At 45.4% G+C, this 14,511-nt stretch carries 15 protein-coding genes; 4 read left to right on the top strand and 11 right to left on the bottom strand.

Annotation, left to right across the window (positions count from 1 at the left end; genetic code table 11):
• From GXO76_11135 to GXO76_11095, 9 genes are all read right to left on the bottom strand, one after another.
• A partial coding sequence (locus GXO76_11135; GenBank protein ID NOY78409.1) for a hypothetical protein occupies positions 1-211 on the bottom strand: 211 nt, incomplete at its 3' end.
• Positions 212-346: 135 nt separating this feature from the next.
• Positions 347-670 (bottom strand): winged helix-turn-helix transcriptional regulator, encoded by a 324-nt coding sequence (locus GXO76_11130; protein NOY78408.1) that lies wholly within the window; start codon positions 668-670, stop codon positions 347-349.
• 166 nt (positions 671-836) lie between these two features.
• A complete protein-coding gene (locus tag GXO76_11125; GenBank protein ID NOY78407.1) occupies positions 837-1,142 on the bottom strand; it encodes a hypothetical protein in 306 nt (101 codons plus the stop codon).
• A gap of 296 nt (positions 1,143-1,438) precedes the next feature.
• Positions 1,439-2,041, bottom strand: a complete 603-nt coding sequence (locus GXO76_11120) for a sigma-54-dependent Fis family transcriptional regulator (GenBank protein NOY78406.1) — start codon at positions 2,039-2,041, stop codon at positions 1,439-1,441.
• A 15-nt stretch (positions 2,042-2,056) separates the two neighbouring features.
• Complete coding sequence (locus GXO76_11115) at positions 2,057-2,872, bottom strand: sigma-54-dependent Fis family transcriptional regulator (protein ID NOY78405.1); 816 nt, start codon at positions 2,870-2,872, stop codon at positions 2,057-2,059.
• A 211-nt stretch (positions 2,873-3,083) separates the two neighbouring features.
• Positions 3,084-5,204 (bottom strand): hypothetical protein, encoded by a 2,121-nt coding sequence (locus GXO76_11110; protein NOY78404.1) that lies wholly within the window; start codon positions 5,202-5,204, stop codon positions 3,084-3,086.
• Positions 5,205-5,494: 290 nt separating this feature from the next.
• Entirely contained in the window at positions 5,495-6,397 is a 903-nt protein-coding gene (locus tag GXO76_11105; GenBank protein NOY78403.1) for an MCE family protein, read from the bottom strand.
• Entirely contained in the window at positions 6,394-7,134 is a 741-nt protein-coding gene (locus GXO76_11100; GenBank protein NOY78402.1) for an ATP-binding cassette domain-containing protein, read from the bottom strand. The genes GXO76_11105 and GXO76_11100 overlap by 4 nt, the downstream gene beginning before the upstream one ends.
• A complete protein-coding gene (locus GXO76_11095) occupies positions 7,131-7,904 on the bottom strand; it encodes an ABC transporter permease (protein ID NOY78401.1) in 774 nt (257 codons plus the stop codon). Before GXO76_11095 ends, GXO76_11100 begins: the two co-directional genes overlap by 4 nt.
• A gap of 522 nt (positions 7,905-8,426) precedes the next feature.
• Here GXO76_11095 and GXO76_11090 point away from each other — a divergent pair.
• Positions 8,427-9,161, top strand: a complete 735-nt coding sequence (locus tag GXO76_11090; GenBank protein NOY78400.1) for a DUF72 domain-containing protein — start codon at positions 8,427-8,429, stop codon at positions 9,159-9,161.
• 258 nt (positions 9,162-9,419) lie between these two features.
• On the opposite strand, the gene hflC is transcribed toward GXO76_11090, so the two are convergent.
• Together hflC and hflK are read right to left on the bottom strand one after the other, a co-directional pair.
• Positions 9,420-10,358 (bottom strand): protease modulator HflC, encoded by a 939-nt coding sequence (gene hflC / locus GXO76_11085; GenBank protein NOY78399.1) that lies wholly within the window; start codon positions 10,356-10,358, stop codon positions 9,420-9,422.
• Positions 10,355-11,341: an FtsH protease activity modulator HflK gene (gene hflK, locus GXO76_11080; protein NOY78398.1), complete on the bottom strand. Its 987-nt coding sequence runs from the start codon at positions 11,339-11,341 to the stop codon at positions 10,355-10,357. The genes hflC and hflK overlap by 4 nt, the downstream gene beginning before the upstream one ends.
• A 208-nt stretch (positions 11,342-11,549) precedes the next feature.
• On the opposite strand from hflK, the gene GXO76_11075 reads away from it, so the two are divergent.
• The 3 genes from GXO76_11075 to GXO76_11065 form a co-directional block, all read left to right on the top strand.
• Positions 11,550-12,467, top strand: a complete 918-nt coding sequence (locus tag GXO76_11075) for a P1 family peptidase (protein ID NOY78397.1) — start codon at positions 11,550-11,552, stop codon at positions 12,465-12,467.
• A 295-nt stretch (positions 12,468-12,762) separates the two neighbouring features.
• Complete coding sequence (locus tag GXO76_11070) at positions 12,763-14,283, top strand: HAMP domain-containing protein (GenBank protein NOY78396.1); 1,521 nt, start codon at positions 12,763-12,765, stop codon at positions 14,281-14,283.
• Between the two features lie 4 nt (positions 14,284-14,287).
• Positions 14,288-14,511: response regulator (locus tag GXO76_11065; protein NOY78395.1), on the top strand; the 224-nt coding region annotated here is incomplete at its 3' end.

The following is a 14,511-nucleotide window of genomic DNA, read 5'->3' as shown; positions in this document are numbered from 1 at the left end:
CGCCGTAGCCGTGGCGTCCTTCGGAATCCAAATGCTGATCGGTGGACTCTGCTTGTGGATTGCGGTTGGGATCAAAATGACCCACCGTGCGTTCACGGAGCTCTTTTTCCAGAACCTGTCCGTTTTCTATGGTGTATACCGCATAGTAGCGGGATCGTCCAAAATGCTGACTCACAAATTCACCGTCATTTGTTACAACTGCGACTTTCATTTTATGCCTCCAATTCTTCGCTCAAAAGTTTTTCATTTGATCTTAAAAATTTTGGCCACGAAGACACAAAAACACCAAGAAGTCAAGATATGAAAGATTTGTGTCTTCGAGTCTTTGTGGCTGCAAAGGGTCCAGTTAAATCATTTCAAACAGCTTCCGGCGTTTTTCAAACCAATCCTGAATAATCTGTTTTGAAATGTCCAGTAAATCGAATACGCGCTTATCAGTAATGGCGTAATAAATATTAATGCCTTCTTTTCGGCCTTCGATCATACCTGCTTCTCGCAGGAGGGAAAGATGCCGGGAAACGACAGACGGGTCCAGTTTTAGCAGCGGGACCAGCTCGCAGGAACAGCGTTCCTTCTCCCGAAGCAGTTCCAGGATTTTGAGGCGCTGGTCGCAGGCCAGTGCCATAAAAAAGCGGCTTCGGGGGTCAGACATGCGCGCACTTTTTCTCATGATAGAATCATCCTTCTTCGATGAAAGGTCTGGGATTCTTGCACGATTGTGCAAGAATTTATGAAAATTTTGGGTAGGAATCAAGGGGAAATGAATTTGTTTTTCGATTTACACAAATCCCCGGCACGTTTGAAGTGCCGGGGACATTTTATTAGGACATTTTATCCTATTTGTTGCCGCCTAAGCCGCCAAAACCGGCAATGGCGACCAGAATTCCCACAATCAGGTCATTCCAGAGATTGGGGGAATAGGCCCGAAGCGAGGGAATGAATGCCGCCACAATCAACCACAACCCCAGTATTCCGGCAGTCCAGCCCTGCCAGGATTTTACTTTCACCATGGCGAATCCGGCAATTGCCACAATAATACCGACAATCAGATTATCCCACAACACGCCCGTGGGACCCAGTTTTAAAAACGCTGCCACGATGAGCCACAATCCCAAAATTCCTGTTGTCCATGCTTGCCACATTTTTCTTCCTCCTCAATTTTAGGTGATTACCTTCATTTTGCTTTTTTCACATTCACTATTGCTTATTGCATAAGGTGTGCCAAGAATCTCCGACAGACGTAACTTCTTGATAATTAAAGGGAATGACAAACAGTGCATTTTGGGGTGGCTTGTTTATTCCATCGATTCTGGGAAAGGAGATTTCACGGTTTCCTGAAGCAGGAGAATTAAGTTTTTGTAAATAAAGAAATAATGATGCGAAATTGAATTTCGCAGTAAAGCGCTGCTTCTATTTTACTGTCGAATTGTTCCGGGGTCTATTTGAAATTCGCCGGATTGAGGGAATATTTTTTAAGGAGATTTTGAATCTGGCGGCGATCATAACCGGTTATTCGAGCTGCTTCAGAAACATTCCCACGAGCTTTTTGCAAAATATTTTTTAAAAAGGCATATTCCAGTTGGGCATTGATTTTCTGGTAGCGAAGCTGTTTTTCTCTTTGTAATTCCTCTTTGGTTTGGGGAATTCGGTTTGAATTTTTCTCCACTGATTGGACAATCTCGGAAGGCAAAGCCTCGGATGTAATGGTGTCGCTTTGCGAAAAGATCATAGCTTGCATAATAACATTTTCAAGTTCCCGCACATTGCCAAACCATTTGTACCCTTGAAGTATTTCAAGGGCGTCAGGTGTTACACGACTGACATGTTTTCCAACTGTTGTTTCGTGTTTTTTCAAAAAGTGCTGAACTAACAGGGGAATGTCCTCGGTGCGTTCCCGCAAAGGAGGAATTCGAATGTAGACAACTTTGAGTCGGTAGTACAAATCTTCCCGAAAAGTGCCCGCTGAAATCTCATCCCGCAGATTTCGATTGGTGGCAGCAATAAATCGGACATCCGTTTGAATTGGCTGTACTCCACCCACCCGCGTGAAACGCTGTTATTCCAGGGCCCGAAGCAATTTAACCTGCAGTTCCTTGGGCAACTCTCCGATTTCATCCAGAAAAAGAGAACCGTGGTTGGCCATTTCAAACTTCCCTTTTTTCAGGGCAATGGCTCCGGTAAAAGCACCTTTTTCGTGGCCAAAGAGTTCGCTTTCCAGAAGCTCGTGGGGGATTGCGCCACAGTTAATTTCAATAAAAGGTTTTTCGGCCCGGGGACTCAAATAGTGAATGGCGCGGGCGAAAAGTTCTTTCCCGGTGCCGCTTTCTCCTTCAATTAGTACCGTAGCACGTGTGGGGGCTACCTGCCGGATGAGTTCCATGAGTTGGCGCATTCCCGGATTAATTGTAATAATATCCCGAAATCCTTCGTACTGCTTAAGCTGCTGCCGAAGGTAGACATTTTCGTTCAGCAAATTGCCGTAATTCAGGGATTTTTCAATTGTCATTTCCAATTCGTCAATTTGAATGGGTTTGAGGATGTAATCGTAAGCGCCCTTTTTCATGGCTTCTACGGCATTTTCCACCGTGCCGTATGCGGTAATGATAATCACAGGGATATTCAAATTGAGTTTCTGCATCTGCTGTAGCAGCTCCAGGCCAGACATGACCGGCATGCGCAAATCTGTCAATACCAGATGCACGGGTTCGTTCTCTAAAATTGCCAGGGCTTCTTGCCCATTTTGAGCCTGAAGCACGTGGTATTTTTCCTGAAGATTGATTTTCAAAATGCGTCGGGTTTTCTCTTCATCATCTACGACCAAAAGCACGGGTTTAAATGAAGTTGATGTGTTTTTTGACGAATCGTTTGACATACGTGTTTTCCTCACAAAAAATATTTTTGCACGGGAAAAATCCAGGCCCCAAATTTCAATGGTCAGATAAATTCCAATTTTCAATTCCTCAATAACCAAAACAGGAAGAATCCATTGCAAATGCCAATTCGCAGGGGCGATTCATGAATCGCCCTGCACGGTTAATTCATGCATTGGCGGCTTCATTTAAAAAGAGTTTACCCAATGCTTGTCAGGATTTACCTGAAAAAATAGGAAATTCCACAAAAAATCGGCTCCCCTCCGTTGTGGAATCAAATCCCATTTTCCCGCCCATTGTTTCCACAATGTTGTAGGAAATCGGTAGGCCGAGACCGGTTCCTTCCGGCTTGGTCGTAAAAAAGGGGTCAAAAATACGACCCTGGTATTCTTCTGGAATTCCTGATCCATTATCCTCCACCACAATCACAAGATTTGATTTTCGTTTTCGTAAATGAATCTTCAGCATTCCATGGAGCGATGGTTCATTTTTTTGCCGCTCCCGAATGGCATCGATCCCATTCAGGCTGAGATTCAACAAAACCTGGTGCAGTAAATCAGGATCTATGGTCAGGCGCTTCCGTCGAAGATGATTTTCCACTTGAAAAGAGATGCTCTCATCGATTCGGGTTTGGATGTCGAGGGCGATTTTTTCCAGAAATGACTCAATGGAAATTTCCAGAAGCTCAGGCTTGCGGATTCGAGAGAGCTTCAGGAAATCATTCAGAATGCGGTTCAGACGATTGGCCTCTTCCAGAATGTAGGATTTTAATTCATTCTCAGATTCTGGATCCAGTTTCCGTTTGATAAGGGTTTCTGCAGAGGTGGCAATCGTGTTCAGGGGATTTCTGATTTCGTGAGCCACTCCTGCGGTCAGCTGTCCGATAGCTGCCAGACGCTGCATGCGGGATTGTTGCCGTTCTTCTTCACGCATTTCGTCAATCATCTGGTTACGAATAAAGGTGTTAGCCATTTCGTTGCTGAATATAGACAGGACTTCGATCTCTTCTTGCGAATAGGTTTTTTGGTTGGTTTTTTCGGACAAAACCATAAAACCGAGAAGATTCGTTTCATAAATAAGCGGAAGAAAAAGGGATGCTTTTTGGCTGGAAAGAAAATCTATTAGGGCGTTTGGAATATTTTTGTGATCCAAATCAAAAAACTCAACGCCTGATTGTGCCCGTGTCAGATGTTTGACAAGGGGATTATGTTCCGGTAGGGGAGGCGCATTAAGCTTCCTGTTCCAGAGTTTGTAATATCCTGAATTTTCATCCTTCAAAAAGATTAAAACCTGGCGAGTCTTGAAGACATTTTGAATAAAACGAACTAATTTTTTGAAGAATGTATTCCGGCTATGATAGACCAGAAGATCCCGACTAAAATCCAGGAATTTTCGACGATAGGTGTAAATCTGTTTATAAAGCAGCCGATCAATAAAATGCTGAATTCGGGCTTCAAAAGGGCGGATGAGCAAAATCAGAAGCAAAATCAAGAATGCTTCAAATAAGAAAGAATTCAATTGAAAAAGTTGACCCAAGCTCTCGCTGAGCCCGCGGACAATCAAAAAATAAACCGCAAGGATCAAGCTGGAAAGCAAGGAATAGGTAAGTCCGCCGGTGATGATCCGCGAAATTCGAAGGATTTTGTACTGCATGATAGCCGCAAAAAAGAAAAAACTGACAAAAAGGGTGAGCAGTGTGGAGAAAAAATAAAAGGAAAACAATTTGCTGTAATAGCTGTGGAAGGCATTGACCAGAATGTAAATGAGAAAGATGCTTAAAACGCCCACTAAAAGAAAACGAATCTGATTCCGTTCCCGATTGGTTCGGGCCTTTTTCAATTTTTTCATTAAATTAATCGTGCCCCAACCCATGTAGGTAAAGGCAATAGTGAGAAGGAAAAGAAAGGCGGGCGTGAGTGCAATTTTAATCCGGTAATAATAAATGTTTTTAAACGCTGTTAGAGGTTGAAGCTCAACGGTAAAGTTTGGAAATGACACCACCAATGCCAGAATGGGGAGAGCAAGGATCAGCCCCTCAAGCCAGCCATTTTGCTGAAATTTCCGGTTTGGTTTGGGAAAAAGATAAGAAATAATCAGGAAAAAGGCAGGTGCCAGAAAAAGTGCTCGGTAAAGAATTTGTGCTCCCAAAAGGGCCTTTTCATATTGGGGAGAATTTAAAATAATGATTTCCGAAAAGTTCCAGATGGCAAAAATAAGAACAAACCCCGAAAACCAGCGTTTGAGAGAGTCTTGGGGATTGTCCAGAAAGACAAGAACCGCCAGACTGAAATTAATCGTGAATGCGATAACGGCTGGAAGAGAATAGATATTCATAATGGGGATGGCTTATTAGGATTTACATAAGTCCCCGGCACGTTTGAAGTGCCACGGACATTTTGATTATTTTGTTGAACCCGCCCGGGCGGGTTCGTTTTTCTTTTTTTGTGTGTTGCTACAAATGTTAAACCGCTTCGCGGTTTTGCAAATGCCAATTTGTAGGGGCGATTCAGGAATCGCACCACCGATTAGTCGCGCATTCGCGGCCGATTTGAAAAAAATCACCGTAAAGACTTGGGTTTATTCATTTGTGATTTTGTAGCTGTAACCCGTGAATCCTCCACTGTTCAAAACAGCTTGACCTTTACATTGAAAAATTTATCCGGATTTTTTTTGACCTCGCCCAGAATCCAGTCCAGGTTTTTAAAGGTCCGGTTCATGTGATTGTAGAGGGAATCCTCTTTCACCAGTTTTCCCAGTGTGCCCTGGCCTCTATTTATGGACGTCAGAATGCTGTCGAGAGATTGAGCCGCCCGGTGGGTACGGGAAAGCAGAAGGGAAAGTTTGGCCGTATTATCCTCTAAATTCTGCAGCACCCGGGCTACGGATTGCTTGCTCGTATCGTGCAGGGCCTTGAATTGCTGGCTTCCGGCCTTCAGATTCTCGATAACCGTGTGGATTTGAGCCTTGTTCTGATTTAAAAGGGATTCAATACTTTGGATCGATTGATTGAGGTGCTTGATGCCAAAAGGAATACTGTCATCCTTTCGATCGTCCAGAAGGCGCTGGGTTTGTTTTACCAGTTCCAGAATCTGGTCGGATAACAGCTCGGCTTTTCCCGTAATTCGTGAGAGTCCCTTATCGATGGTGCCGGGTACGACGGCCATATCCTGCAAATATTTTTTTGAAATTCCGGGCCGAATGGTGACCATTTTTTCGCCCAGAATATTTTTTTGTTCAATCACAAATTTTGAATCACTTGGAATTTTCTTGACTTTTTCGATTTTCAAGTGTACGTCCACGGAACCGTTTTGAATGGAAATCGTTTTAACGGAACCAATCTTAACGCCGCGCATGAACACATCATCGCCTGTGGTTAAATCTCCGGCTTCGGGAACAATCATATCGATTCCCAGCCCTTTCTTCAGAAAATTCGAATTACTCAGGTAGAGCACGCCGACAATGACGACAAGGGTAGCCAGTGTCATGCCGATACCAATTAACAACTCATCTGAAAAAGTTTTGTTCATAGTACAGCTCCTATGTGACCCTTAATGAAATTGACGTATATTGGATCATCGTGTGTCCACATCTGTTCTTTTGGAATATCAACAATAATTTTGCCATGATCCAACATGGCGATCCGATCGGCTATTTTGGACACGCTGTGAATGTCGTGTGTGATAACGATGGATGTCATACTCAATTCGTGGCTGAGGCGAACGATAAGTTTGTTAATAATTGAAGCATTAATCGGGTCTAATCCGGTGGTGGGCTCATCGTAGAGTAAATATTTTGGGCGAATGGCAATGGCCCGGGCGATTCCCACACGTTTTTTCATTCCGCCGGAAAGTTCGATTGGATACGCATTTTCAATGTCCCGCAGGTCCACCAGTTCCAGGTTTTCGTGAATCAGACGGGCAATTTCTCTTGATGTCAGGTGCTTGTGGATTCGAAGGGCCAGGGCAATATTTTCAAAAATAGTGAGTGAATCCCACAGAGCGGCTTCCTGAAAAACCATGCTCATTTTGATGCGTAGCTTCCGATTTAATTCATCTTCGCTCATGCGGGTAATGGACATCTCATCCACAAAAATATCCCCGGCATCCGGTTTCAGAAGCCCGATAATATGCTTCAGGAGAACGCTTTTCCCGGTGCCGCTCATGCCAATTATCGTGGTGATCTGTTTTTCTTCCAGCGTCAGATTCACGCCATCCAGAACGCGTTTTTGCCCGAAACTTTTATGAACGTTTTTTAGACGGATCATAAGAGCAACGCCGAAATAATGTAGTCCAGAACAAAAATGGCAATCAGGGAACTGACGACGGCCGACGTCGTGGCCAGCCCAACGCCGCGGGCGCCTTTGCCTGAATTGAGCCCCCAAAAGCAGCTCAGAAGAATGAGAACAATTCCAAAAATAAGGGATTTAAAGAGGGAGATAAACACATCATGTCCGTGAAAGGCCATGCGCATGCCTTTAACAAAACCGTCGTAGTCCAGATTAATGGCAAATTTGGTTGAGATAAATCCGGCAAAAATGCTGAAAACATTGGAAAAGACCGTCAGCGCGGGAATAGCAAAAATACCGGCAATCAGGCGCGGCATCACAAGAATTTCAATGGGGTCGATCGCCATGGTCCGCAGGGCGTCAACCTGCTCCGTGACCACCATGGTTCCGAGTTCGGAGGCAATTCCGGCACCCGCCCGCCCGGCAATGACCACAGCCGTGATTACGGGTCCCATTTCAAGAAGGATTGCCCTCAGGACCAGCCCGCCTTCCACATATTTGGCCGTCATCGAGCTCATCTGGGTTCCGATTTGGACCCCCAAAACCAGTCCCATAAAAATCGCGGTAATGGAAACAATGGGAAATGAACGCCGGCCAATGACAATGAATTCGTCGATAATCTGTGGCCGATAGATGTGTAATTTTCGAATGGCAAGAAAACTTTGAACGGACATTTTTGTGAGCTTGCCGTAATAGGTGAAAAAGGTTTTTCCTGCCCGTCCATAAGTTTCGAGAAAGCTTTTAATCATTAAGAGGAGCGTCCTCCATTTTTTCCAAATGAGTGAGTTTTATTTGAATCATGCGCGTTTCCAGATTGGGGGAGAGGCTCTTCTGCGGATATTTTTCCGCAACGCGAATTTTTTTAACAAGTCTAATGTTTACTTGAAAAATCGAAATTACCGCCGATCCGATCACAAAATCAACCCTAAACAGCCATTTTCAAGGCGGTTGTCATCCCCTGATCCGTAAACAATGTAAGGGAAAAAGGCCTGAAATCCAAATAAAAAATTGAATCCCCGGGACAAATTTGGCTCCATTTAAGCTTAAATCAGGGCCTGCGATCAGTCACAACTGTCTTCGGAACCGTCAAATACTTTCCCAAGAATCAATTTGCGAGACTCTGCGAAATCTGTGGGCAAGGGCTTTTGGGAACAGATGCTTTTATCTAATCCCGTAAATGCAGTCGAAAGAGATTTGCTTGTGGCATTTAAATGAAAAATTTCCTATTTTTTATTGGTGCACGTTCTTACTAACCAGACGGGTGATATTCAATGGCATGGCCAAATGTTTACATTGGTACTTCCGGTTACAGCTACCCCCATTGGAAGGGAGATTTTTATCCCGAAGATTTAAAGCCGAGGGACTATCTGCCCTTTTACGCCCGGCACTTTAACACCGTTGAAATCAATTACTCATTCTATCACATTCCGCCTGAGAAATCCGTAAAAAAATGGACGGAACAGGTTCCGGAGGATTTCCTTTTTACCCTGAAAGCCAACCGCCAGATCACGCATCGCTCAAAACTTTCCAATGTGGAAGGCATTACGAAGGTCATGACGTGGCGCATGCACCTGCTGGGAGAAAAAGCGGGTGTCCTGCTTTTTCAGCTGCCACCCAGCTTTTCAATCGACCTGGAACGACTGGAAAATTTCCTGAAAATCTTGCCTCAACGAGTACGCTGTGCGTTCGAATTCCGAAACAGCACCTGGTTCGTACCGGAAACGCTGGTCTTGCTGGAAGAGTACCAGGCCGGCTTTTGTATCGTGAGTGCGCCCGATTTTCCGATTCTGGTGAAGGCAACGGCTCCCTTTGTGTACTTTCGTTTTCACGGGCAGAACCAGTGGATTCACTACAGTTATTCGGACGATGAGCTGCGTTTCTGGGCGGAAAAAATGAAGGCATTTCAGGAAGAGGGGCGGGAGGTATTCGCCTATTTCAACAACGATCCTGAGGCCAATGCGGTGCGCAATGCGCGGCGGCTGAAGGAGATTCTGCAGGAGTTTTGAATTTGATCCAAAAGCCGCGAATGTGTGAATGATTGGTTGCAGAGGCGATTCACAAATCGCCCTTGTGGAAAGCAACCTTGGGAAGGTTATGATTCCAAAACCGAATAGTAAGAACCTTCGCAAGGTTAATGATGCGAATAAATAAAAAGACCGGCTGTCTGCCGGTCTTTTTTGATTTTTAAAAGATTTTTCCCGATCAAGATTGTGCGTTCACAAGCGGATTACTTATAAAACACCCTCATCCTAATTAAAGAGTCGTTATTTTCTGGGTGTTCGCAAAAATTTCCAGTAATCGGCCCGGGTTGAAAACACGATGGTGCTGGTGGAATCCAGTGACGATTTGTAGGTCTGGAGCGTTTTCAGGAACGAGTAAAACTCCGGGTCCCGGTTGTAGGCATTGGCATAAATCCGTGTAGCCTGGGCATCTGCCTTCCCCTGGATTTCCACGGCTGTCCGGTAGGCCTCAGACGTAATCCGCTTCAGCTCCTTTTCCATGTTTCCTTCAATCTCTGCCATCTGGCCCTTGCCCTCCGAACGGTATCGTTCGGCGATGCGTCTCCGTTCCGAAATCATCCGTTCGTACACCTTCTTCCGTACGTCTTCTACGTAGTTGATGCGCTTAATTCGTACGTCGATGATGTCGATTCCAAATTTGGGTGCCAGGCTGTCGGCAATGGCCAGAATCATTCGGGTGATTTTTTCGCGCCCGAAGTTGATTTTTTCCACCACTTTGGTCGAATCCTGCATCAGTTCGGTATCGGCGGCACCGGCAGGGCGATTGGAATTTCGCACAACTTCCACCAGAAGATGGTCGGAAACCACATCGCGGGTGGCTGCATCAATGATGTCATCCAAACTTCCCTGTGCCCCAACCTCATTTCCCACAGATTGTAAAAATCGCAGGGCATCGGAGATCTTCCAGCGCGCCGTAGTGTCCAGCCAGATGTACTTTTTATCTTTCGTGGGAATTTGATTGGGGTCTCCATCCCACTCCAGAATGCGTTTTTCAAAAAAATGTGCATCCTGAATAAAAGGAATCTTCCAGTGAACACCGGCCGTTTTAATCACGTTCCCAATAGGGCGTCCGAATTGTGTAATAACCACCTGCTCGGTTTCGGAGACGGTGTAAAATCCGTTGGCGAATGTAATCAGAACAAGAATTCCAACAATAGCGAGAATAATCGTTTTCGTTTTCATTTTTTCCCTCCCCGAATCAATGGCAGGGTCTGTAAAATGCCCTTAATTTCCGGATCAATAATATATTTATTTTGTATCTTGGGTAGAACATCCTGAAGGGTTTCAAGGTACAAACGACGCCGTGTGACGTCTTTTGCCTGTGAGTACGCCCGCCAGACCTGAATGAAATTGTTGGCATCTCCTTTGGCACGGTTCACCCGATTCAGTGCGTACCCCTCGGCATTCCGAATGGTTTTTTCGGCCTCACCTTTTGCCTGGGGAATGGCCTTGTTGTACGCTTCCCAGGCTTGATTGATCATGCGTTCCTTTTCCTGCTTGGCCTCGTTTACATCATTAAAGGCCGGTTTGACCGGATCCGGTGGATTCACATCCTGAAGCTTTACTGTCACAATTTTAATGCCCGATTTGTACGTGTCCATGATTTTTTGAATTTGAAGCTGCACGTTCTGTGCAATTTCCGTCCGGCCGACGGTGAGAACCTCGCTCACACGTCGGTCGCCGACCACTTCCCGCATGACTGCCTCAGAAATATCCCGAAGGGTTTTTTCCGGATTGCGCACATTAAACAGGAAATCCCGTGCGTTTTTAATTCGATAGCGGACAATCCATTCCACCACAGCTACATTTAAATCCCCGGTCAGCATAAGGGATTCATTGTCAAAGCGTTGACTGGAATAAATCGTTCTCACACCAGCCTTTAGTGTGCGAAATCCAAACTCTTCTTTGAAAATGTATTTAACCTTGACTTTTTTGACCGATTCCACCCCAAAGGGGATTTTCCCGTGTAAACCGGGTTCCGTGGTTCTGACGTACCTTCCGAATCGGAGGATAACGCCTTCCTCGTCCGGTCCAATCTGATAAAATGAGGAGCTCAGGAAGATGAGTGCTAAAATGGCCAGAATGCCAAATGTAATCCACTTCCCCTTTATGGGCGGGATTTTGATTTCGCTATCCCCAAATTGAAATTGTTTGCCTTTTGTCATTTTTACTTCTCCCGTTTTGTTACGAATGTGGTAAAACATACCAATCTTTTGTTTGAAAAGCAATATTAATTTGGTGGTGCTTAAAAATCCCAGTCTCACCTTGATTTTGAGCGGCGGTTTGATTATCTTAAAAAATACAGATACTTCATTTTCAGGGAAGCGAGTGAATACGGTCTTCCACTAAATAGAATGGCGGGAGGGTAATCCAATGAATTCCATTTGCGACGTACCGGGAATTCGTGTGGGCCATGCTCAAAATGAAACGGCCAAAACCGGCTGTACGGTCGTTTTGTGCGAAGAAGGGGCGGTTGGCGGTGTGGATTTGCGGGGGTCTGCGCCGGGTACCCGCGAGACGGAGCTGCTTCGACCCGGATTTTTGGTGCAGAGGGTTCACGCGGTTGTATTTGCCGGCGGGTCGGCCTTTGGTTTGGATGCCGCAGGAGGGGTGCAGAAATTTCTGGAAGAACGCGGCAAGGGGTACGATGCCCGGGGGATTCGCGTTCCCATTGTTCCGTCTGCTGTTATTTTTGATCTGGCGGCGGGAGATTCGGGCGTGAAACCGGACAAAGAAATGGGTTATCAGGCCTGTTTAAACGCACGGAATGATGAAGACCGGATGGGATCCATTGGGGTGGGTGCCGGTGCCACGGTGGGAAAAATTCTGGGAATGGATTTCGCCATGCCGGCGGGCGTCGGAATGGCCTCCGAGGCCTTAAAAAACGGGATTATTGTCGGTGTTCTGGTTGTGGTTAATGCCCTGGGTGATGTTGTGGATCCCTCAAACGCACAAATTGTGGCCGGTGCCAAACATCCCGGAGGGGAGGGGTTCCTGGATACGGTAAATTTCATGAAAGAACAGTCCTTTGACTCCCCTCTTCCGTCGGAAAATACCACACTTTCGGTCGTGGCTACCAACGCGCGCTTTACAAAAGAGGAAATTAACAAAGTGGCCCAAATGGCCCAAAATGGCATTGGCCGAACGATTCGTCCGGCCCACACTATGTACGATGGCGATTTGGTGTTTGCTTTAAGTTACGGAAAAAAAGACGCTGATGTTAATTTAGTGGGGGAAGTGGCTGCTGAATTGGTAACGAAGGCCATTTTACGAGCCGTAGGAGCTGTTTAGCGGATCGTGCTCCTGTCAGGCTCAAACATGACAAATATATCTTGCCAGGCCTTCGTCCCCGATTGTGGGAAATAGTTTGATTTTTTAGAGAAGAGTTCTCTTTTGAAAATAAAGGCTTGTGCCGATTAAGTTATTCAGCAGGACGCCAGTGGTGCCATGGCGTTTTTGGGGTTAAATCAAGCGGCCAAAAAGACGGAAACGGGCGATTTTGCCAACCATTTAAGGTTTTTTGGAGCAAGCAGATCAAAAAAGCCCCCTATTTTCTTAAAACCATATTGGAAAGAATTCAATGCACATGGCGCTTTCAGAAGCAATCCGGAAATTGTCTGAGAAATTATTTGCCAGCATACAATTTAAAATTATTGTCAGCACCATAGCGGTTGTAGCGATAGCTGTGGGACTTTCGACCTGGTTTGCCGTCGGATCATTGGAACATCAATTGTTGGAAAATACAAAGCATAAATTAAAAACGGCATGTGAGAAAATTTCAAAAAATATTTCAATGGCCATGCAAAATGGTCATATTCCAAGCATACACCGGTCATTTAGTCTTATTCGTTCATATCCGCACTATGAGGTTCAAATGTTCATTGCGGATTCTCTTGGAACGATTTTGGTTGGCACAGACAGTACCAAAGTTGGCAAAAAACTGAAACTTGAAAAGGGGGGAATAAATAAATCTGACGTAATTATTTTTAAAGAGCACATTCAAAAATCGGATATATTGGTTGCGCAACAGTCGATTTTGAATAAACCGGCTTGCTATAAATGCCACGATCCGGGCACACGAATCAACGGGATTTTGCAGGTACGGGTAGCCCTCTCCGAATTTATGCGGGATTTTTCGCTGTTTCGGGAATTAATGATTGGAAACGGGATCGTCATTTTTTTAGTGATGACCATTACGCTAAGTCTTCTTCTCGGATTAATTGTTAGCCGACCGTTGAAGGAAATGTCCCGGGCCATGCAAAAAATTGAGACGGGTGATCTGAATGTGCGGGTAAAATTCAACCGCAGGGATGAGATTGGACATCTGGGAAAAAGTTTTAATGCCATGGTGCAGCGCCTTGCCGATTCCATACGCCAGCTGACCGTCAGCCACGAGAACGAATTGCAGCATGCAGACAGACTGGCCGCTCTTGGGGAGCTGGCAGCCGGTATTGCCCACGAAATTCGCAACCCACTGGCAGGAATTTCGGGTGCCGTTCAGGTTCTGGCCAGCGAACTGGATAAGAATGATCCTCACTACGATGTGATGAATGAAATTCAAAAAGAGATTAAGCGGCTTGACAATTCCCTTGAAAATTTCCTGACCTACGCGCGACCCAGCGAACCCAAATTTCAACCCTTTGATATCCACGATGTAATTGAACGAGCCTTGATGCTCTGCCTGCGCAGCGGGCAGTTCTCTGGAATTACACTTGTGCGCGATTTTCGAATTACCTCGAAACAATTGATATTTGATCCGGCTCTTATGCAACAGGTTTTTATGAATATTATTCTGAATTCCCTGCAGGCAATGAATCATTCAGGGCGGTTGACCATAACCACGCGGATCAGGGAAGATTCACCGCATTCGAAAAAAGTCATTGAGATCGTTTTTGCGGATACCGGTCCCGGTATTCCGCCCGAGAATTTAAAAAAGGTATTCCAGCCCTTTTTTACATCCAAACATCAGGGTACGGGACTGGGATTGGCCATTGCCCGGCGGATTGTTGAACAGCATGGCGGATCGATATCCGTTATCAGTTCACCGGGACAGGGAACGCAATTCACCATTATTCTTCCGTACAGCGAAATGTCAAGCGTGAGTTGATTTTATGATAAAAGGCAAAGTACTCATTGTTGATGATGATAAGCTTATCTGCTGGTCTTTGGAAAAAGTCTTAAGCAAAGAAGGCTATGACGTAACCTATGTTCATCTGGCCAACGAGGCACTGATAGAGATTTTTAAGGATCCTCCGGACATCATTTTACTGGACCTTTTGCTTCCCGATTTATCGGGTGTCGAGGTTTTGGGACATCTCAAGAAAAAGGACTGCCA

This window comes from Calditrichota bacterium (assembly GCA_013151735.1).
GTDB lineage: Bacteria > Zhuqueibacterota > JdFR-76 > JdFR-76 > BMS3Abin05 > BMS3Abin05.
This window is presented reverse-complemented; position numbering and strand designations above follow the sequence as displayed.